The sequence below is a fragment of the Treponema sp. OMZ 798 genome (genome assembly GCF_024181385.1).
Taxonomy (GTDB): Bacteria; Spirochaetota; Spirochaetia; order Treponematales; family Treponemataceae; genus Treponema_B.
This window is the reverse complement of sequence record NZ_CP051305.1, coordinates 281345-301653: the sequence shown is the minus strand read 5'-3', so window position 1 is coordinate 301653 and position 20309 is coordinate 281345. Positions and strand designations below refer to the sequence as shown.

General features: G+C 38.4%; 17 protein-coding genes. 8 read left to right on the top strand and 9 right to left on the bottom strand.

Features of this window, described 5'->3' with window-relative positions:
- Positions 1-25 precede the first annotated feature (25 nt).
- Positions 26-1912 carry a tRNA uridine-5-carboxymethylaminomethyl(34) synthesis enzyme MnmG gene (gene mnmG / locus E4O07_RS01470; protein WP_253686896.1) on the top strand — a complete coding sequence of 629 codons (1887 nt, stop codon included), beginning with the start codon at positions 26-28 and terminating at the stop codon, positions 1910-1912.
- A gap of 596 nt (positions 1913-2508) precedes the next feature.
- Here the strand turns inward: mnmG and mtnK are convergent.
- From mtnK to E4O07_RS01430, 8 genes are all read right to left on the bottom strand, one after another.
- On the bottom strand, positions 2509-3708 hold the full coding sequence (mtnK, locus tag E4O07_RS01465; protein WP_253686895.1) for an S-methyl-5-thioribose kinase: 1200 nt from the start codon (positions 3706-3708) through the stop codon (positions 2509-2511).
- A 29-nt stretch (positions 3709-3737) separates the two neighbouring features.
- The gene (locus tag E4O07_RS01460; protein ID WP_253686894.1) at positions 3738-4793 is read right to left on the bottom strand and encodes an S-methyl-5-thioribose-1-phosphate isomerase; all 1056 of its coding nucleotides are present in this window, start codon (positions 4791-4793) and stop codon (positions 3738-3740) included.
- A gap of 24 nt (positions 4794-4817) precedes the next feature.
- Entirely contained in the window at positions 4818-6110 is a 1293-nt protein-coding gene (locus E4O07_RS01455) for a Na+/H+ antiporter NhaC family protein (protein ID WP_253686893.1), read from the bottom strand.
- Between the two features lie 67 nt (positions 6111-6177).
- Positions 6178-6819 carry an L-fuculose-phosphate aldolase gene (locus tag E4O07_RS01450; RefSeq protein ID WP_253686892.1) on the bottom strand — a complete coding sequence of 214 codons (642 nt, stop codon included), beginning with the start codon at positions 6817-6819 and terminating at the stop codon, positions 6178-6180.
- Between the two features lie 18 nt (positions 6820-6837).
- Entirely contained in the window at positions 6838-8031 is a 1194-nt protein-coding gene (locus E4O07_RS01445; RefSeq protein WP_253686891.1) for a trans-sulfuration enzyme family protein, read from the bottom strand.
- 10 nt (positions 8032-8041) lie between these two features.
- Positions 8042-9067 (bottom strand): 2-hydroxyacid dehydrogenase, encoded by a 1026-nt coding sequence (locus E4O07_RS01440; RefSeq protein WP_253686890.1) that lies wholly within the window; start codon positions 9065-9067, stop codon positions 8042-8044.
- Entirely contained in the window at positions 9064-10635 is a 1572-nt protein-coding gene (locus E4O07_RS01435) for an FGGY-family carbohydrate kinase (protein ID WP_253686889.1), read from the bottom strand. The genes E4O07_RS01440 and E4O07_RS01435 overlap by 4 nt, the downstream gene beginning before the upstream one ends.
- Positions 10636-10861: 226 nt before the next feature.
- Positions 10862-12490: a UDP-N-acetylmuramoyl-L-alanyl-D-glutamate--2,6-diaminopimelate ligase gene (locus E4O07_RS01430; protein ID WP_253686888.1), complete on the bottom strand. Its 1629-nt coding sequence runs from the start codon at positions 12488-12490 to the stop codon at positions 10862-10864.
- A gap of 111 nt (positions 12491-12601) precedes the next feature.
- On the opposite strand from E4O07_RS01430, the gene E4O07_RS01425 reads away from it, so the two are divergent.
- Positions 12602-13279, top strand: coding sequence for a CAP domain-containing protein (locus E4O07_RS01425; RefSeq protein ID WP_253686887.1), 678 nt, complete (start codon positions 12602-12604; stop codon positions 13277-13279).
- A gap of 3 nt (positions 13280-13282) precedes the next feature.
- On the opposite strand, the gene fabZ is transcribed toward E4O07_RS01425, so the two are convergent.
- Entirely contained in the window at positions 13283-13714 is a 432-nt protein-coding gene (gene fabZ, locus E4O07_RS01420; RefSeq protein ID WP_253686886.1) for a 3-hydroxyacyl-ACP dehydratase FabZ, read from the bottom strand.
- 288 nt (positions 13715-14002) lie between these two features.
- Between fabZ and E4O07_RS01415 the strand changes: the two genes are divergently transcribed.
- The 6 genes from E4O07_RS01415 (at position 14003) to E4O07_RS01390 (ending at position 20188) form a co-directional block, all read left to right on the top strand.
- Positions 14003-14647 (top strand): TetR/AcrR family transcriptional regulator, encoded by a 645-nt coding sequence (locus E4O07_RS01415; RefSeq protein WP_253686885.1) that lies wholly within the window; start codon positions 14003-14005, stop codon positions 14645-14647.
- A gap of 189 nt (positions 14648-14836) precedes the next feature.
- A complete protein-coding gene (locus tag E4O07_RS01410) occupies positions 14837-15418 on the top strand; it encodes an MptD family putative ECF transporter S component (RefSeq protein WP_253686884.1) in 582 nt (193 codons plus the stop codon).
- 122 nt (positions 15419-15540) lie between these two features.
- Positions 15541-16245 (top strand): energy-coupling factor transporter transmembrane component T family protein, encoded by a 705-nt coding sequence (locus tag E4O07_RS01405; RefSeq protein ID WP_253686883.1) that lies wholly within the window; start codon positions 15541-15543, stop codon positions 16243-16245.
- Positions 16245-17810: an ABC transporter ATP-binding protein gene (locus tag E4O07_RS01400; RefSeq protein ID WP_253686882.1), complete on the top strand. Its 1566-nt coding sequence runs from the start codon at positions 16245-16247 to the stop codon at positions 17808-17810. Before E4O07_RS01405 ends, E4O07_RS01400 begins: the two co-directional genes overlap by 1 nt.
- 39 nt (positions 17811-17849) lie before the next feature.
- Positions 17850-19589, top strand: coding sequence for an ABC transporter ATP-binding protein (locus E4O07_RS01395; RefSeq protein WP_253686881.1), 1740 nt, complete (start codon positions 17850-17852; stop codon positions 19587-19589).
- A gap of 17 nt (positions 19590-19606) precedes the next feature.
- The gene (locus E4O07_RS01390) at positions 19607-20188 is read left to right on the top strand and encodes an MptD family putative ECF transporter S component (protein ID WP_253686880.1); all 582 of its coding nucleotides are present in this window, start codon (positions 19607-19609) and stop codon (positions 20186-20188) included.
- Positions 20189-20309 lie beyond the last annotated feature (121 nt).

Here is a 20309-nt window from a genome sequence, read left to right as displayed (position 1 = left end):
ATAAATTAAGAGATTGATGAGTTAAATGTACAGATTTTCCGATTATGATGTAATCGTCGTAGGAGCAGGACACGCAGGCATTGAAGCCGCCTTAGCTTCCGCCAGAATGGGGGAAGCAGTCCTGCTCATTACCCAGACCCTTGACAGTGCAGGCCGCCTTTCATGCAATCCATCGATAGGCGGCATCTCCAAGGGGAACATAGTCCGCGAGATAGACGCCCTTGGCGGCGAAATGGGAAAGCTCGCCGATGCCTCGATGATTCAGTACAGGCTTTTAAACAAGAGCCGGGGCCCTGCAGTACAGGCTCCGCGAGTTCAAGCCGATAAATTCCTTTATTCGCAACTTGCAAAGCACGCGATTGAGCTTGAAAAGAACCTCCATGTTTTCCAGGACACCGTTATCGACATAGTTTCTTCAAATACTCTCATTTCAGGCTATGTAGAAAAGGGAAGCGTTCAGTATGTAAAGACGGAAAGAGGGCGGGAATTTTCAGCTAAGGCCGTAGTCCTTGCAACAGGCACCTTTATGGAAGGGAAGATCTACATAGGCGAGTACGAATCCCCTGACGGGAGGCTCGGAGAACGGGCAGCCCTCGGCCTCGGCCCCGCCCTGGCAAAAAAAGGCTTTACCGTCGGAAGGCTTAAAACGGGAACACCCATGCGTATCCTCCGCCGATCCTTCGACCCTTCCCTTACGGAAGAGCAGGAGGCCGATGAGATTATGCGGCCCTTTTCTTTTGCAAATGCCGAAATACACAGGCCCTATGCAAAGTGTTACATTACCCACACAAACACCGAAACCCACGATATAATAAGGGAAAACCTTCACAGGGCAGCCCTTTTTTCAGGCCGAATAACGGGTACAGGAGCCCGCTACTGCCCTTCCATCGAAGATAAGATTAAAAAGTTCCCCGAAAGGGACCGCCATCATGTCTACATAGAACCGGAGGGCTTAAACACGGAAGAGCTTTATATAAACGGGCTTTCTTCTTCTCTCCCGGAAGATGTTCAGGACAGGATGATAAGAACCATTCCCTGCTTTAAGGATGTAATAATTACACGGCCTGCCTATGCCGTAGACTATGCCTATGTTTCGCCCATTCAGCTTTCATCGGATCTTCAAACCCGCCGTATCGAAGGCCTTTTTTTGGCAGGGCAGATTAACGGAACCTCAGGCTATGAAGAGGCCGGAGGACAGGGCATTATAGCCGGAATAAACGCGGCCCTTTTTTCGCGCTCCCTAAAATTTAAGGATGAAAAATATGTTCCCTTTGTACTCAAAAGGGATGAAGCCTATATAGGCGTTATGATAGATGACCTTGTAACCCAGGGTGTGGATGAACCTTACCGAATGTTTACCGCCCGTGCGGAGTACAGGCTGAACCTCAGGCACGACACAGCCGATGAAAGGCTAACAGAAAGGGCCTACCAAATAGGCCTTCAAACCAAGGAGGCTTCCGGCCGCCTAAAGGAAAAACTTTTACAGAGAGAAAAAATTATTTCCGGCTGGCAGGATATAAAAATTACTAGGGAGCTTGCATCGGAGCACCCTGAGCTTAAAAACCATATAGGGAAGAGCCTTGCCGATGCTCTCCATGACCCTCAAGTGTCCCTTGAATGTATCAGTGAAATAGATAAGAGCTCTCATACTTACAGTGCAGAACTTTTAGAATCGGCCGAGCTTGAAATAAGGTACGAGCACTACATAGCTGTTCAAAACAGGAAGATAGCCAAGGTTAAGCGTATGGAAAACACCAAGATTCCTCCCGATTTTGACTATGACGCCGTCTCAGGCCTTTCTACCGAATCCCGAACCCGCCTAAAAGAAGTCCGCCCCGAAACCATAGGCCAAGCAAGCAGGATTAGGGGGATTAGGCCTTCGGATGTTATGCTTTTGTCTATACTCTTGTAAATTAGGGGAGGAAAGACACTTTTTTCGGATAAAAGTTTCTTCACCTCGAAACTTCGTTGGTTGTACCTCCCCTATAACCCCTCCTATCTTCAAAAGAACCGCTTAGGGCTGGGATTGCTACGCCGGCTTGCAATCGCTAAGAACCCGTATATTTAACCAAATTTTTGACATCTTCTTTGGTTGAGGTTAGAAACAAAAGATTTGAGCTAAATTTAAAAGTTCTTATAAAATAAGCTTGCGGGCGTTTTTTGTTCGTGGCTTGAATCTGCTCCGCCTATTTACAAGAGGCTGATTAAAAACCGAGGCGGACATACTGTCCACTCGCGCTGCCAAAGGGGGCATCCCTTTGGAAACCCCTAATATCAAGGAAGTTTATAGCAGGTTCTTTGGTTGAGGTTAGAAACAAAAGAATTAGTAATATTGAGATTGGAACTGTTTATGATGAAGAAGGATTTTTAACAATAAAGCGTTAGTTGGTATAAATAGTTATTATGTCAGCTTCAATATTGATATTTATTTTTTTATGACTAAATTGCCTTCTCCATCTTTAGAATAAAAGAAAAAGGTGTCACCTTTTTTGGTTATTTGGTCATAATTTAGTCCATTAACATTAACAGATTTTTCAATTCATCGGTAATATTTACAATTGTCCCGCCTAAGATCATTTTCTTAGATAATTTTATTAATGCTTTTTCCATTTTTATTCTCGCGGCTTTATCCGTTGTAAATTCTATTTCTTTTACCTTTGTATCGCCTACTGTCCGTCTAATTATTTCCAAACCTGCTGTAGCAAGAGAGTTTTTCTTTATTTTTTGTATAAACCAATTTTTAAAGTCAGGATTTTTAAAAGCAGGCTCCTCTACAAGTGCAGTATAACGGTTGTCAAACTTTTCCAAAAAAACAGGCAGAATTTTATTGATTGCCTTTTCAATCCAGCTAAAAAATTCTTCATCAACTTGTGTATGATTTACATAATGATAAGTATAAGATAAAATTAAATGAGCTATTACATTACCGACATCATAACCTATCGGGCCGTAAAAAGCAAATTCGGGGTCAATTACTTTCATGCCTTTTTCGTTTATAAAAATCGAGCCTGAATGTAAGTCTCCGTGAATAAGAGCTTGAGTTTCTGTCATGAAGGCATATTTTAATTTTGCAACTTCAAGCAATAAGTTCTTATCTTCGTATAGTTCTTCTTGTACAAAGTCTTCCATACCTGTATAGACAATGTTTCTGTTTTTATAATTTATATAAGGCTCGGTAAATACAAGGTCTTCGGAAATTTCGCAAAGATCGGGGTTAACAAATAAAGCCATTCTTTTCTTTTTAGTTTTATTGTCGCCGACCATATCCGTAGTATAAATTAAAGTTTCTACCATAAAATTAGTTATATCATCGACAAAGAGCGGAAAGCTTTTCCCGGCAAGAAGTTCCATTCTCATATTTTTATATTCGCCCACATCTTCCATAGCTATTACTGCCATTTTTTCATCATAAAAATATATCTTGGGAACATACTCGGGGCAGAACTTACCCTGTATTTTTAGAATGCTGTGTTCAATTTTATTTCTGCCTATATCCAAGGGTCTACCGGAAGACCTGAGTAAAATGTCCGCCTGTTTTATAATAAGGGATTTCCCCGTTTTTTTGCTTTTTATTCTAAAAACAAAATTTATATTGCCGTCTCCGATTTCTTCGGAAAACAGCGGTTCGCCTTTATCGAAAAAGTTTACTTTTTCTTTTACATATTCTTTTACCGTATTTGTGTCCAATAAAAAATGTTTATCATACATAGCTACTCCCTAGTTTAATTATAACACAATTAATAAAAAACACTTACGCCTTGTTTTAAATAGCGGTTTAAATCGTATGGTGCAAAAACTCCTTTATCGGTAACAATTGCACTTACTAAATGCGGAGGCGTAATATCAAAGGCAGGATAAAAGGCATCAACCCCTTCCATTGTAACCTGCATTCCTCTAAAACATAAAACTTCGTTTTTATCACGCTCTTCAATAACTACATCATTTCTATTTTTTTTGTCTGCATCTGGAATACCTGTTACAAAGTATGGTACACCATAAGTTTTTGCAATGGTTGCAATTTGTAAAGTACCTATTTTATTTACAATACTTCCATCCATGCATATTGTATCGGCGGCAGAAGTAAAAATATCTACTCCATTATTTTCCATTACCCATGCAGGCATATTATCGGTGATAACCTTAACCTCAAAGCCCATATCATAAAGTACACTTGCAGTAAGCCTTGAGCCTTGTAAATATGGACGAGTTTCCGGTACGAAGAATTTAACACTAAGTCCGCGTTTTTTTATTTCTCTTGCCATGCATCCGACTATAGTTTCTCCAAAACATTGGGTCATTACCGTTGTTTTTGTTTTGGGAAATAGGCTTACTAGATGCTCTGCAATGGTTTGCATAGTTCCGTATCTTCTTTCAAGCGATTGTACTGTCCTATTAAATGCCGCATCTATAGCAGAACATCCGTTTTCCAAAGCTTTTTTTTGTTCCGCTAAGCAGCCTTGAGTTATAAGGGTCATTCTGTTTATGGTAGTCGGTCTGGAATGAGATATAACAAAGGCTGCTTCTTCTAAAAATTTTAACTGTTTTTCTTTTGGCAAGTCCTTACATTGATAGGCGGCAAGAGCCATCCCCATACCGCAAAGGGTATAGGGACCTGCACTTTGTGTAACCATATCTTTTATTGCCTTGGAAACTTCTTGATAAGTACAGCACACTTCAAATCTGACCTCAGAGGGGTATACTCTTCTATCAAGGACTTTTACTTTTCCATTATCATACCATGCAACATTTTCATATTGCAGCATAAATGCTAAGTTTTCATCATTTCTTTTCATTACTATACCCCTCAAAAGTTCAATTTATTTGTTAACAGTTTTAATTTTTGGAAAGCCGGTAATAATTGAAATTATTCCCATTAACAATATCAGCATCGGATACCAAGCATAAGGCACTATTGAAACCGGCGAAATTTTAGCAAAAGCTCCGGCAACTAAAAGCTGTCCGCCGTAAGGAATTAAACCTTGAAAGCCTGATGAGAATATATCCAATAAACCGGCTGTTCTTTTTCGGTCAATTTCGAACTCATCCGAAATATCTTTTGCAATTGGTCCTGCGGTGATTATTGAAATAGTATTATTTGTAGTTGCTATATCCAATAAACTCACTAACGCGGCAATACCCAACTCAGCAGTTTTTTTAGATTTTATCTTCGCCTTCATTGATGACAATAACCACTCTATACCTCCGAAGTGCTCCATCAAAGCAACAACACCGCCCACTACAATAGCAATAATGGCAACATCTTCCATCCAGCCCATACCTCGCTGCAGATAAGCCAAGGATTCTATAAATGTAAAGCTGCCATTTGCATATCCGATTACGAGACCGATTAGTACACCTGCACCCAGTACAAAAAATACATTTAATCCTATCAAAGCCAATACAATAATTGAAACATAAGGAATTATATTTACTAATGAATACTCAAAACTTTCTAATCCCGTTACTTCAACTTTTATAAAAAATAAAATTATAGCGGTTATGATAACAGCAGGTAAGACGATTAAAACGTTTACCTTAAACTTATCTTTCATTGAAACTTCTTGGGTTCTTGTTGCAGCAATTGTTGTATCAGAAATGAATGACAAGTTATCGCCAAACATCGCTCCTCCTACTACAACACCGCAAACCAACGGCAACGATAGCGTTGTATTTTCTGCCAAACCAATAGCAATTGGACACAGAGCACTAATTGTTCCCATTGAAGTTCCCATAGAAAAACTAAGTACACATCCAATAAGAAATAAGCCTGTAAGTAACATATTAGGCGGCAGTAGACTAAGCCCTAAGTTTACGGTTGATTGTACTGCACCGCAAGCGTTGGCTATCGAATAGAATGCACCTGCTAAGATAAAGATGATTACCATAATCATCAAAGTAGGCTCTCCCGCTCCTTTAGAAAATATATCTATTTTCTTGTCAATGCTTAACTTTTCATCTTTCTTGTTTAAGAATAGTGATACGCCGGCTGTTATCATAAAAGCAACTAACAATGGCATGTTATCAAATTTACCTGAAATAATACCTGTACTGCAGTAAATCAGCAAAAACACAATAAGTGGTGTTAATCCCCAAAAATTACCTTTTTTCATTTTTTTCTCCTCTTAATATTTACTAAATTATAAACATAAAAATATTTATAATATCCACATTGTAATTCTAAACCTGTCCATAAGTTTTGAATTTACCAAGCATAGCTTCCATCTCTTCATCAGATAATATAACCGGTGTACCGCTGGCAAGAGTTCGCATATAAAGCTCACAGCAAAATTCTATTTCCTCGGTAATGTTTATAGCGTTAGGCATATCTTTTGCCCCCACTAACATTCCGTGGTTAGCCAAAAGGCAGGCATACCTATTTTCCATGGCTTCCAAAGCGTTTTTTGCCAATTGCGGCGTACCAAATGTTGCATATTTGGCGCATCTAACATTTTTTCCTCCGCCCATCGCAACCAAATAATGCACTGCGGGCAAGTCCATATTCATGCAGGAAACCGCCGCTGCATAGGTTGTATGGGTGTGAAGAACCGCATCTATATCATCTCTATTCTTGTAAAGAATGGAGTGCATGCCATGTTCACTTGAAGGTTTTTTAGTTCCTTCAATAACATTTCCGTTGAGATCCATTAAAACAATGTCTTCAGGTCTTGTATCATGATAGGGAATTCCGGTTGGCGTAATCAGCATTAAATCCTTTTTTACGCGTAAACTAAGATTACCGCCGGTTCCCTTTGTAAGTCCTATGTCCAAGACTTTTTTCCCGTATTCAACAAGTTCTTTTCTCTCTTCTAAAAATTGCATTCCTTTTAATCCTCCGACTTATATTTTTGAAAGAGCATTATCAATATCTTTTATAATGTCCTCCACTGCTTCTATCCCGCAGGATAGCCTGATTAGACCATCGGTAATTCCATTTTTAATACGAGTTTCACGAGGTACAGATTTATGTGTCATACTGGCAGGATGTTGTACCAAGGAGCCGACATCACCAAGACTTACCGCTAAATGAATCATCTTTAAGTTATCACAAAAAGCCCTTCCTGCTTCAATACCGCCTTTTACTTCCAAAGAAATTAAACCGCCAAAACCCTTCATTTGTTTTAAAGCAAGCTCTCGTTGCGGAAAAGATTTTAATCCAGGATATATAACCTTTTCTATTGCCTTATGCCCCTCTAAAAATTCTGCAACCGCCATAGCATTTTTATTATGCCTGTCCATTCTTAAAGGTAAAGTTTGAATACCCCGCTTCATTAAAAATGCGGTAAAAGGAGAAATAAGACCGCCTAGTTTTGTTACAGGCTCATGCAATCCTTTCGTTATAAAATCTTTTTTACCGATTACAGCTCCGGCGATCAAGTCCCCGTGTCCTCCCATATATTTGGTTCCGGAATGCACAACTATATCTGCACCTAACTCTAATGGTCTTTGAAAATAAGGAGTCATAAATGTATTGTCTACAACCAAGGTTATATTGTGAGCCTTGCATATTTTTGCCGCCTGCTCTATATCTGTAAGCCTTAAAGTCGGATTAGCAGGAGTTTCTAAATATAATAGGACCGTATTCTTTTTAATTTGCTTTTCGACATTTTCCAAATTAGAGGTATCCATAAATGTTGTCTCGACACTGTATCTGCTAAATATTTTTTCAAATAACCCGTAAGAGCCTCCATATACAACATCACTACAAATTACATGGTCTCCGGCTTTTAATAATCCGACAGTAGTAGCAGCAATTGCAGCCATTCCGGAAGCAAAAGTTTTACAAGCTTCTCCGCCTTCCAATGCGGCAATTTTTTCTTCCAATTGAATTTGGGTTGGACTGTGGTCTCTTCCGTAAAGGTAGCCAAATATCTCTCCGGAAAAAATCTTACCGGCTTCCTCCGTATCCTTGTAAGTGTAGGTTGATGTTTGATATATTGGCGGAACCAAGGCTCCCGTTAAAGGACAAGGTTCGCTGCCTATATGCACCGCTTTTGTGTTAAAGTCCCAATTTTCTTGTATTAAATTTTCCATAAGGCTCTCCTTATAATTTATATTCATAACTGAGTTTTCTATTGTCTAGAATATTTTTTACTTCTTCCAACACCATTTTACTATGATTTTGTATTGCTTCATAAGTAGCACCGCCCAAGTGCGGCGTTATAAGAACATTATCTAACTCAGTAATAAACGGATGTTTTTCAGAAATAGGTTCCGATTCAAATACATCCAAAGCAGCTCCTGCAATTTCCTTATTTCTTAAAGCTTCTATCAAGGCTTTTTCGTCAATCAAAGAGCCTCTGGCTGTATTCACGATATATGCTGTTTTTTTCATAAGTTTGAAAGCATCAGCATTTATAAAATGCTTGTTTTCCGGTGAAGGTTTAACATGTACACTTATAAAATCACTGTGCTTTAGTAAATAATCAAAATCAACAAATTCCGCAATTCCATCCGCCGCTTTACTGTATTTATCATAAGCCAAAACCTTCATTCCCATAGCATTAGCAATTTTAGAAACTCTCCGCCCAATATCACCGTAACCTATTATACCCAAAGTATTACCGCATAATTGGTTGCCCTTAAAAATAACATAAGGTGTGTCGGCACTAAGAGCCCATGTTACATCTTCTTTTAATCCATCTTTAAGTTTTTTTTCAGATTGTGATTTTTTCGTATACTCGCCTCGTTTTAAAGCAGTATATGACTGAGCAATTTTTCTGCCTATAGTCATCATAAGTGCAATTGTATACTCCGCTGCACTATCGGAATTTCTTCCGGGGGTAAAAGATACTTTTATACCTTTTGCATTTGCATAGGCAATATCCACATTAACAGGAGATGCTCTGGTACAAATTATATTTTTTGTTTTATCGGCTGAATCTATAACTTTTTTTGTTATTTCATCATAACTGGTAATTATTATATCATAACCGGCAACTATTTTTTGCATTTCATCTTCATTAAAAACTCTAAACTCGGTCTGCCATCCATCTTTTGTTACAGTTCCTAAGGTTGAAAGCTCTTTAACTACATGCTCCGTTAATTCGGCAGTTATCAATATTTTCATTGTTCTTTCTCCGTAATTAAGCTTTTGCTTATATCTCTTATTTGTTTGAGTTCATCCCACATTTCAGCCTGCGATAATCTTAATTTGTAGTATAAATTATACATTTTTTCATATAATTTATGATTTTCTATATTTGGTTTGAAAAGTTTAAAAGTAGAAAAATCTACAAGGTTTGTTTTATCAGGGGCCGTTTTATAATAACAATATAAAGCCGAATATGCAGCCCCTCTTGCAGAAAAAGCTTTTCCGTCTATAACCATTATATTTTTTCCTAATATATCGGATATAATTTGAGGCCACACAGCACTTGAAGCTCCTCCTCCTGAAAGAAAGATTTTATTGTCTTGACTAATTTTATCCCAATCGCTTAAATGTTTTAGACAGTCCAAAATAGAAAAACCAACTCCTTCCATAACAGAGCGAATCATCACACTGATAGATACATTTTGTGATAAGCCTACAAAACTTGCTCTGGCGTTAGGATTGTTAAAAGGCATTCTTTCTCCGCCTTGACTTATAAAAGGCAAATACATTACACCCAAAGCCCCGGGCGGAATTAGCGGAATATTTTTATCCAAGTATTCAAAAAAGGTTTTATCGTCAATATTTGTTTCACAGCCTGTGTCGGTAAAAAATATTTTTTTTATCCAGTTTAAATTACCGGCCCCACTCATAGTAGCCATTACTTCTATTAGTTTAGAATCGATGTAGTGCATTTCAAAGCCTGCAAGAGTGTTTAAAGACGTGTCATTATTTAATATTATACCTGCTGAACTTGTAGTACCGAGAGTAATACTCACATCATTAATGTTCTTTGCTCCGTTACCCATAAATGCGGAAACAAGATCCAACATACCTACAGACACAGGAGTACCTTCCAACAAACCGGTTAACTTTGCAGCTTCCCGACTTACTGTTCCGCCTAAATCAAAAGGTGATTTTAACTCCGGTAATTTATCGATAATATCCGAGATACCCAATAAGGAAAATAATTCTTCTGAATAATTTTTTGTTTTTAAATTTAATAAAGAAGTAGAAGCATCCGTATAATCAGTATATATTTTTCCTGTTAAACAAAATCTAATATAATCTTTACAAAATAAAACATACTGAATATTTTTATAATTTTTAGGATTGGTTGTTTTTAAATAAGTAAGCAAAACACCGGTCGCACCGGAAAACGGAAAAGAACCCGTTATATTTTTTATTTTTTCTCTAATTTTAATATCTTCATTTAATGAATTTGCCAAAGAAGCTGCTCTGTTATCATTCCATAAAATAGCATTTTGAAAAGGCTTTTTATTTGCATCTAAAGCAAAAAGGCCTTCACCTTGACCACAAATTCCCACAGCTAAGATATTTCTAGATTGAAGGTTGTGTTTTAAAATGGTATCTTTTATTAAGGTGCAAACGCTATTCCATAATACAGCCATATCCAGTTCTTTGCATCTCCCTTTTGTAATTACTACATTAGGTATCGATTCAGTAAAAAGATGATCCGCACTCTCATTGATACCTATAATTTTTAAGGAAGTTGTTCCTAAATCAATACCTATAAAAACACCCAACTATATTCTCTCCATAAAATTTACATAACTATTCCATTTCAAATGTCCCACATTATATAGCTTATGGGCACCTATAAAAACCGGATTTTAAACCCTTGTTTTATATTTTGGCTTAATTTTTGGTAAATGTCAAGTCTAAAATTTTATAATTATGATAATTTTCATATATAACGATCGAAAAACTTTAAATGAGGCTTATATGTATCTTTCAAATAAATTTAGGCTCTTATTTTCCAAGCATTTCTTTTAACAATTTCCTTGCCGTTGTTTCTTCATCGTAGGGCATGGTTCTATCCTTAAAGATGATGGAGTTTTCATGTCCCTTTCCCAGAAGGAGGACTGCGTCGTTTTTGCCGGCAAGACTGAAGGCTTTTTTGATGGCTGAGGGGCGATCGGGGATGATAAAGAGTTCTTCGCCTCGCCTTTTTTCGGGACAGCCTGCTGCTATCATTTCCAAAAGCTCAACGGAGTCTTCTCCGCGAGGGTCTTCATCTGCAAGGATTACGATGTCGGAATAAAGAGCCGCTATCCTGCCCTGCTCCGGTCTTTTCTTTACGTCACGCTCTCCGCCGGAACCGAAAAGGCTTATTACCTTTCCGCCGGATTTTTCTATACGTCTCTTTATCGAAGGAAAAATCGTCATAAAGGAAGAAGGAGTGTGTGCATAGTCTATAAGAACCTCAAAATCCTGCCCCTCATCTATGAGCATCATCCTGCCCTTTACGGGTTTTACAAGGGGGAGCTTTTCGATTATGGTTTCGATATCGAGGCCGGTAATTTTTTGAACAGCCAAAATAGAGGCCAAAATATTTTTTACGTTAAAGATTCCGGCAAGTTTTAATTCGCACCCGTATTCTTTTTTAGAAGAAAAATCGCAAAGTGTAAATTTAATTCCGTTTGACGACTCTTCAATATCCTTTGCAAAAAGGCCTTCATATTCTTCAATCTTTTTTAGGTCTTTAGGCTCAGTACTGAAAGGATAGACATTCTTCTTGGTTGCTTCCATAAAATAAGGAGCTGAAGGGTCTTCATAGTTTACTACCCCGAATATCGGCATACCCTTACCCTCATTTTTATCCAAGGCCCTAAAAAGATTGGCCTTGTCATAGCGGTACTGCTCGATAGTTCCGTGGAATTCCAAGTGCTCCTGAGTTACGTTCATAAAAACACCTGCGTCAAAGATCACATCTTCAAGGCGAGCCGTCCTAGGTGAAAGGCCGTGTGAGGAAGACTCTACCACAGCATAACCGCAGCCTGAATCCCTCATTTGTGCAAGGCGAAGCTGGACAATGGTTGATTCCGGAGTAGTCTGGTGCTCAGGGTTAGGAATTACCTTTCCGTCTATGGAGTATTCGACCGTAGAGAAAAAGCCTGTCTTTTTTCCGCAGAGGTTTAAAAGCTGAAAAATAAAAGAAACCGTGCTGCTCTTCCCCTCGGTTCCGGTAATACCGATTACGCCTAGGGCACTTGAAGGCTTATCATAAAGAAAGGCAGAAACCTTGGACATGGCCTTGCGTACATCCTTCACCTGAACAAAGCAAACATCCTTGGCCTTCTCTATGGCTGAAGCACCCGTTTTATCTGCGGCATCAGAGACTTCTAAATCTCCTTCATAAAAAACACAAAGGGCTCCGTTTTCGATTGCAGAATTTATAAATTTTTTTCCGTCGGTATGAATGCCCGGAAGAGCAAAAAAGGCGGTGCCTTTTTTAAGATGCGTTTTATCATCAATGCCGCAAGGACGGACTTTGCGTGAATCATATTCGGTAGAATTTATAAGAGACTTATCGTTTCCAAAGCTATTTACAACTTCAACAGCCTTGATACATTCCGCAATCGATTTTGTGTATTCCATAATAAAAATTATAATTGATAAGATGAAAATTATCAAGTCATATTGATATGAAGGCAAAACTTATGTTACAATACTCTTAAGGAAATTATTTTTAATTAAGGGAGCAATTATATGAAAAACAAATTATTTGCACTTTGGCTGTTTACTACTTTTATTTTTTTAAGTTCATGTGAAAGTATTTCTTCCCATGCAGCCAAAAATATTTCTTTAAACAATAATATAATACAAAATCCTATCGTAAGAGATGTTCTAATTGAACTTAACAGAGTAAGAAGCAATCCTAAAAAATATGCCGAAGAAGAAATTAAACCCAGACTGAAACTTTTTGAAGGAAAGCTTTATAAGGTTCCGGGCGAAATCCCCATATTAACAAATGAAGGAGCTCCGGCTGTACGGGAATGTATAGATGTTCTAATGAAGACAAAGCCTATGGGAACTTTAGAGCTTGAAAAGGGTCTCAGTCTTGCAGCCCAGTGGCTTGCCGATGATCAAGCCAAAACAGGACAGGCAGGTCACTACGGAAGCGACGGGTCTTCTCCCTTTGACCGAATGAACCGTTACGGTAAGCGGCTTATAACTGCCGGAGAAAACTGTGCATACGGCCCTAAAACAGGAAGAGAAATTGTAGCACAGCTTTTAATCGATGACGGAGTTCCGGACCGCGGCCACCGCATAAATATCCTCAAAAAAGAATTTAAAAAGGTAGGTATCGGTTATAATGATACTGGTAAGGCCCCCTACGGTGCCGTAAGCGTTATGGACTTCGCAGGGGACTATATTTCAAAATAGGCTTTAAGCCTCCTTGCCGACAAGGCACATCCATTCGGCTTCGGCGGCAAGGGTATTGCCTATAAATGCCTTGCCCGCCTGCTTAATCATTCGGGGCGATACACGCAAGTTTGTAACTTCCATTCTCACCTTGTCCCCCGGCTTAACCTGAGAGCGGAATTTAACCTTATCCACGGTGGCCAAAAAGAATAAAGAGCCTTCTTCAAAAATCTTTTGAAAGCTTAAAGCGGCTCCTCCGGCCTGAGCCATTGTTTCGACAAGGATAACCCCGGGCACTACTGGATATTCGGGAAAGTGTCCCTTAAAAAAGAATTCTTCTTGTGTAAAAACATGCTCGCTCACACTGCCTTTTTCATCGGCAGATATAATCTCATCAACAAACAAAAAAGGCTTTCGGTGAGGAATCAAACTTTCTATATCTTTTGTAAGACTCATAAATTTCTCCTTATCTTCCATAGAATATATAATATGGTAATAAATATTTATAATTAGTCAATTTTACACAAAATAAAAGAATTAAACAAGGAGGACTTATTTTATAAGTATTTTTATAAAAATGTATCTAAAAAAAGTTATCAATAGTTGACTAATTTTTTATTTTTTGTATAATGTTAGCTGTTGATTACAGTATCGCAGACTTCTTCATTGCGATGACTGTTTTTATTTTTACTTTTTTAATAACAGTGTTATTAAAAAATATCGCTGTTATCATTATACGGATGTATGAAAGAAAAAATTTTAGCAGATAAGGAAGATCTCAATACGGCGGCAAAAATTTTAAACGCTGCAAAGCAAGAATTTCTTGGAAAGGGTTTTATGGGAACCGGAGTTCGCTCTATTGCCGATAAAGCAGGTCTTACAACAGGAGCAATTTATAACCTATTCAAAAACAAAGACGCTATTTTCAAAGCCCTTGTTGGAGAAGTTTTTGATGAGATGATAAAAGCATTAAAAAAAGATACCTCTCCTTCAGAAAGCGGATATAATATGAAGACAAGCGACCTTTCCGTGATTGTTGAAAATTCACGCAAGCGTTTTTTATACATGATCGATTTTTTCTTCGAACATCGGGATGAGATGAAGCTTCTTATTTGCTGTGCAAGAGGAAGCTCTTATGAATTCATTTTTGATGAAGCTGCAGCAATGATGGAAAAAGAAACCATACGATGGTTAGAATATGACGGAGTAAAAATTAACAAAAGAATAAAATTTTTTATTCATGTCATGGCTTCTTCGCATTTCGATAATTTAAAAGAAATATTCTATCATGACTTAACAAAAAAAGAAGCTATAGAGTATGTACTGGATTTTAATACCTATCACTGTGCCGGATGGAAATATTATTGGATGGAAAAAGTGAATTCATAATTTACAATTTTTTAGGAGGGGCGTTGAAGCTTCAGACACAAATAGCGTCTTCAGCTTCAACTTGTGTTTTGCGCAAAAGCGCAAAACGTCATATTATTATATGCACTTTCTCATTGCATTACGAAAGTGCTTAAAAATTATATTTGCAATTCTGAAGAATTGCTCATTTAATTTTTTAGGAGGTTGTTGATGAACAACAGGTTAGCTTTAAAGGAACTTATAAATATCGGTATTTTTTCCGTTATTTATTTTGTCGGACTTTTTGTGATTGGTATGCCCTTAGGTTTTTTGGTTATAACCTATTTGGCCTTCCCCTTTACAGTAAGCTTAATTTTAGGAATTGCAGTAATGTTCTTGCTCGCAAAGGTACAAAAACCTTTAGGACTTTTTATCTTTGCAGCAATTCCCGGCTGTCTTATGACTCTTATGGGACACACACCTGTAGTTGCAATCCACAGTTTAATCGTTGCAGTCCTTGCAGAAATCGTACGAAAGGTACTCGGCTATAACACAGCAAAGGGAAGCATCGTAGGATATTCTATAATGTCGCTGTGGCTCTGCGGTGCGTTTTGGCAAATCTTCCTTTTAAAAGATCAATACTTTGCCCTCACCGAAAAAATGATGGGAACAGACTATGCAAGAGAATTAACAAGTCTTCCTTGGTGGATTATGCCCATGCTCTATGTTACCGCATTTTTAGGCGGAATACTCGGAGGACTTTTGGGTAAAAAGGTTTTAAAGAAACACTTTGAAAAGGCAGGGCTTCTGTAAAAGAATTGACATCCGTGTCAATTCTTTTACAACGAGTTTTGCATTATGCAAAACTCGTTACTGCTTAAAACACCGCCATCCATGGCGGGATTTAATTCGGAACTATGGTAAGGGAGATTTTGATGAAAAAAGACGCACTCGTGGTTCTTGATCCGCGGACAAAAATATTTTTAGTTTTAGCTATGGGAGCCTCGATAACAATTCTTGTTCCTATATATGTAGAGATTTTAAGCGCAGGTCTTTTAGCCTTCTTATTCTTGATGAACGGGCAAGTTAAGTCTGCAATAAAATTGATGGCAGTTTTTTTATTTTTTGCAGCTCTCACCTATTTACCGAAAAACTTATCGGGAGTTACAACCGTCGTATTGCCGGTCGGTTTTATGGTACGCCGTTTTATGATGCCTATTGTTGCAGGAAATTATCTAATCGCATCAACCCCTGTAGGGCTTTTAATGAATGCCCTAGAAAAATTAAAACTGCCTTATTCAATAGTCATAACTGCGGCAGTTATGTTCCGTTTTTTTCCTACATTAAAAGAAGAATACGGAAATATTAAAAATGCAATGAAGATGCGCGGTATCGGCCTTAATGCAGTAAACGTAATTACTAAGCCCCTTTTAACGCTTGAATATGTGATGGTTCCCCTTCTATCATCCGCTTCAAGAATAGGAGATGAACTTGCTGCAGCAGGACATACAAAGGGAGTAGATGCTCCTTTAAAAAAGGTGCGCTATAAAACTTCCCGTTTTACAGGCGCCGATGTTGTTATTTTTATTTATATCATTGCAGTGTTTATCGCTGCCGCTATAACAAGGATTCATTCATAATGGAAACGGCTGTCAATCTTCAAAATCTTTGTTTTAATTATCGTTCTTCGGAAAATACGGATCAAGCAAATACGAAAAATTTATCTGCCCTAAATGATATTTCAATTTCGGTCAAAAAGGGAGAATGTATTCTGCTTACAGGAATTTCAGGCTGCGGAAAAACAAGTGTGCTGCGTACAATAAACGGTTTAATTCCAAACTATTATGAAGGAACACTTTTAGGTTCGATAGAACTTTTAGGAGAACTGGTACAGGGAAAACCCATTTACGAGATTTCAAAAAAAGTTTCTACCGTTTTTCAAAACCCGAAATCACAGTTTTTTAATTTGGATACTACTTCCGAAATTCTTTTCTTTCTTGAAAACACAGGCACACCTTTTGAACGTATGCATGAAAGGCTTACATTTATTTCGGAATTTTTAAATATCAAGCATCTTCTTGACCGGAATATTTTTAACCTTTCGGGCGGAGAAAAACAGATGATCGCTATAGCCTCTGCCCTTGCTGCGGATACCGATATCATTGTTTTGGATGAGCCGACCTCCAATTTGGATTTATTCTATATAGAAAAAATAACTGAAGTTCTTAACCTTTTAAAAAAATCGGGAAAAACTTTAATCATAAGTGAACACCGTCTGTATTTTTTAAAAGACCTTATAGATAGGGCTTTTTTAATAAAAGAAGGTAAAATCGAAAGAGAATTTTCTCAAGAAGAATTTATTTTGCTTTCGGAACAAAATAGAAAAGAACTATTACTTCGCCCTATAACGATGGATAAAAGTGTTTTTAACCGTCCGGAAAATTCGCATTATACTCAAGTGCCATCTTCAAATTTTATGACTGTAGAAAATTTACGCTACCGTTTTAAAAAAGAAAAAGAGGATTTTCTCCATGTGCAAAATTTAAAAATGGAGTTCGGCAAGGTAATATCTCTTACCGGAAAAAACGGGCAAGGCAAAAGTACATTTGCTAAATGTCTTACAGGTTTACTTAAAGCAAAAAAAGATTCTGTTTTGCTAAATGGAAAAAAGATTAATGCAAAACAAAGGCTCAACCTTTCGTACATGGTATTGCAAGATGTAGGCTATCAGCTTTTTACCGAAAGCGTTGAAGATGAAATAGCTTTAGGAAAAAATAAAAAGATTAAACGGGAACACATCAGCGAAACCGAAAGTACGGGAAACATAGCTCCAAGTATTGAAACAATTTTAAAAGCAATGAATTTAACCGAACTAAAAGATAAGCACCCTTTAAGTTTATCCGGCGGACAAAAACAAAGGGTTTCAATTGGAGCTGCCGTCAGTTCAAACTCGCGAATCATCATAATGGATGAACCGACTTCGGGTATGGACTACTTTCACATGAAAGAAACTGCAAAACTAATTAACTCGATACGCTCGCCCGAAACACTTATTTTAATTATCAGTCACGACTTTGAATTTTTAAGCCTTGTTGCAGACGAAATACTCTTGATGGAAAAGGGAACGGTAATTTCGCACTCTGCATTTACAAAAGACAGGGCTGAAGAAGTTTTTAATTATTTGAAAAATGGGGTAGTTCATTAAATGAAATATAAATTAAACACCAGGAGGTTTTAGATTTTTATGTTAAAAAAATATTTTGCACTGTCGGACAAGGGCGCGCGAGACTTAAATAAGGCAGTCGTAATTGCAACCTTGGGGAATTTGTTTTTGATTGTGCCTATGGGACTTTCATTTTATGCCTTGCAGGAGCTTTTAAAGCCTTTGGAGGGCGGTACGTTTTCGGCACTCAATCCGTGGGCGATTACCGGTTTGTGTGTCTTAATCGTTTTTGTTCTTTTTTTGATTGAAAAACTGAAATACCGCAAAACGTTCAATACCTGCTATGAAGAAGCGGCGAACGTGCGTATTTCTCTTGCCGAACATATCCGAAAACTGCCCCTTTCGTATTTTGGAAAAAAAGATTTGTCCGATTTGACGGCAACGCTTTTAAACGATGTTACTACAATAGAACATGCACTTGGACACACAGGGGCAGAATTATTCGGGGCGATAGCTTCAATCATCATATCGGCGGCAATGCTCGCCTTTTTTGACTGGCGTATGACACTTGCCCTTTTTACCTGTGCAGCTTTCGGTTTTTTATTCGTGTACTTGTCGCGTAAAAAGGCACGCCGCTATGCAGTTCATGTGAACGGAATCCTTTTTGGTATTTATAATTCAATCCAGCAGATGCTTGATAACATAAAGGTGCTTAAATCCTCCGACAAAAAAGAGAACTATGTTAAAAAGGTAAAAGATGATATTGCATACATCACAAAGGAAGCCGTAAAAGCTGAATTATTTGTCGGCTCTATTATGATAGGTTCTATTATTGTTATCCGTTTCGGCTTTCCGTTGGTTATTGCCGTCGGTGCGGTTTTGTTTGCACAAGGGACATTGCCGCTTTTTACCTATCTTGTTTTTTTGCTGATTGCAGGAAGAATTTTTGAGCCCCTTACCGCCGTTTTTATGCTGCTCGGCGAATTTTTTCATGCACGTACGGCGGTAGAACGTCAGCTGGAAATCGTCAATTATCCCAAGCAGACAGGAAGCGAAACGTTTAATCCCAACGGCTACGACATTCAATACGACAATGTTTCCTTTTCATACAATGATGATGCAAACCGCGACACGGTAAGTAACATCAGCTTTACCGCCAAGCAGGGAGAAATAACCGCCCTTGTCGGACATTCAGGCTGCGGAAAATCTACGATTGCCCGTCTTGCAGCACGCTTTTGGGATACCGCTTCAGGTACAGTACGTGTTGGCGGGGTTGACGTTTCTACAGTAGAGCCTGAAACGCTTTTAACGGCTTTTTCAATTGTGTTCCAAGATGTCGTACTTTTTAACGACACAGTTTATAACAATATCCTCGTCGGCAATAAGGACGCAACCAAAGAACAAGTGCTTGCAGCCGCAAAAGCTGCACGCTGCCATGATTTTATCGAAAAACTGCCCGAAGGCTACGATACGGTTATCGGCGAAAACGGCTATACCCTTTCAGGCGGCGAGAGGCAGCGGCTTTCCATTGCCCGCGCACTTTTAAAAGATGCGCCTATTATTTTGCTCGATGAAGCCACGGCAGCCCTCGACCCCGAAAACGAAACGCTTATTCAAGAAGCCTTGACGAAACTTGTCAAAAATAAAACCGTCATTGTTATTGCTCACCGTTTGCGCACCGTAGAACACGCCGATAAAATCGTTGTCCTCAAAGAAGGCAAAATAGAAGAAATCGGCACACACGCTGAATTGATGAAAGGAAGCTCCTCGTACCCTGTGATGTATAGGCTGCAAAAGGAGAGTGAAAGCTGGAGTGTTTAATTTTTAAGGAGGTTGTTATGAACAACAAATTGGTTTTAAAGGATTTGATAAATATCGCCATTTTTTCCGTTATTTATTTTGTTGGGTTGACTGTAATTGGAACTCCCCTTGGTTTTTTGGTGCTGACTTTTTTAGCGGTTCCTTTTGCCGTCAGTGTAATGTTGGGAATCTCAGTACTGTTTTTACTTGCCAAGGTGCAAAAGCCTTTTGCACTTTTTATTTTCGTCGCTATTCCTGGCTGTTTGATGACGCTGATGGGACACACTCCGGTCGTTGCAATCCATTCGCTTATAGTTGCCGCCCTTGCAGAAATTGTACGTAAGGTGCTCGGTTATAACACGGCAAAGGGAAGCATACTAAGCTATGCTGTTATGTCGCTAGCGTTGTGTGGAGGCTTTTGGCAAATTTTTATTTTAAAAGAGCAATATTTTGCTCTCACCGAAAAAATGATGGGAACCGCCTATGCCGCTGAATTAACGGGATTGCCTATCTGGATTATGCCCATTCTCTACGCTACCGCTTTTACAGGCGGATTACTCGGCGGGCTTTTGGGTAAAAAGGTCTTAAAAAAACACTTTGAAAAAACAGGGTTGGTTTAGGTAATTAGGAATTACGAATTAATTTTATAGGAGTGTAGGATAATCAGTTCGGCGAAATGCCGCCTCACTGATTATCTACGAGTTTGCCTTAATAGGTGGACAATAGGCAAACATCGGTTGT

Excerpts from the sequence above, each read along its gene's own strand:
- mnmG (WP_253686896.1), top strand. The coding sequence starts at position 26 with ATGTACAGATTTTCCGATTATGATGTAATCGTCGTAGGAGCAGGACAC.
- mtnK (WP_253686895.1), bottom strand. The coding sequence starts at position 3,708 with ATGTATGATAAACATTTTTTATTGGACACAAATACGGTAAAAGAATAT.
- E4O07_RS01460 (WP_253686894.1), bottom strand. The coding sequence starts at position 4,793 with ATGAAAAGAAATGATGAAAACTTAGCATTTATGCTGCAATATGAAAAT.
- E4O07_RS01455 (WP_253686893.1), bottom strand. The coding sequence starts at position 6,110 with ATGAAAAAAGGTAATTTTTGGGGATTAACACCACTTATTGTGTTTTTG.
- E4O07_RS01450 (WP_253686892.1), bottom strand. The coding sequence starts at position 6,819 with ATGCAATTTTTAGAAGAGAGAAAAGAACTTGTTGAATACGGGAAAAAA.
- E4O07_RS01445 (WP_253686891.1), bottom strand. The coding sequence starts at position 8,031 with ATGGAAAATTTAATACAAGAAAATTGGGACTTTAACACAAAAGCGGTG.
- E4O07_RS01440 (WP_253686890.1), bottom strand. The coding sequence starts at position 9,067 with ATGAAAATATTGATAACTGCCGAATTAACGGAGCATGTAGTTAAAGAG.
- E4O07_RS01430 (WP_253686888.1), bottom strand. The coding sequence starts at position 12,490 with ATGGAATACACAAAATCGATTGCGGAATGTATCAAGGCTGTTGAAGTT.
- E4O07_RS01425 (WP_253686887.1), top strand. The coding sequence starts at position 12,602 with ATGAAAAACAAATTATTTGCACTTTGGCTGTTTACTACTTTTATTTTT.
- fabZ (WP_253686886.1), bottom strand. The coding sequence starts at position 13,714 with ATGAGTCTTACAAAAGATATAGAAAGTTTGATTCCTCACCGAAAGCCT.
- E4O07_RS01415 (WP_253686885.1), top strand. The coding sequence starts at position 14,003 with ATGAAAGAAAAAATTTTAGCAGATAAGGAAGATCTCAATACGGCGGCA.
- E4O07_RS01410 (WP_253686884.1), top strand. The coding sequence starts at position 14,837 with ATGAACAACAGGTTAGCTTTAAAGGAACTTATAAATATCGGTATTTTT.
- E4O07_RS01405 (WP_253686883.1), top strand. The coding sequence starts at position 15,541 with ATGAAAAAAGACGCACTCGTGGTTCTTGATCCGCGGACAAAAATATTT.
- E4O07_RS01400 (WP_253686882.1), top strand. The coding sequence starts at position 16,245 with ATGGAAACGGCTGTCAATCTTCAAAATCTTTGTTTTAATTATCGTTCT.
- E4O07_RS01395 (WP_253686881.1), top strand. The coding sequence starts at position 17,850 with ATGTTAAAAAAATATTTTGCACTGTCGGACAAGGGCGCGCGAGACTTA.
- E4O07_RS01390 (WP_253686880.1), top strand. The coding sequence starts at position 19,607 with ATGAACAACAAATTGGTTTTAAAGGATTTGATAAATATCGCCATTTTT.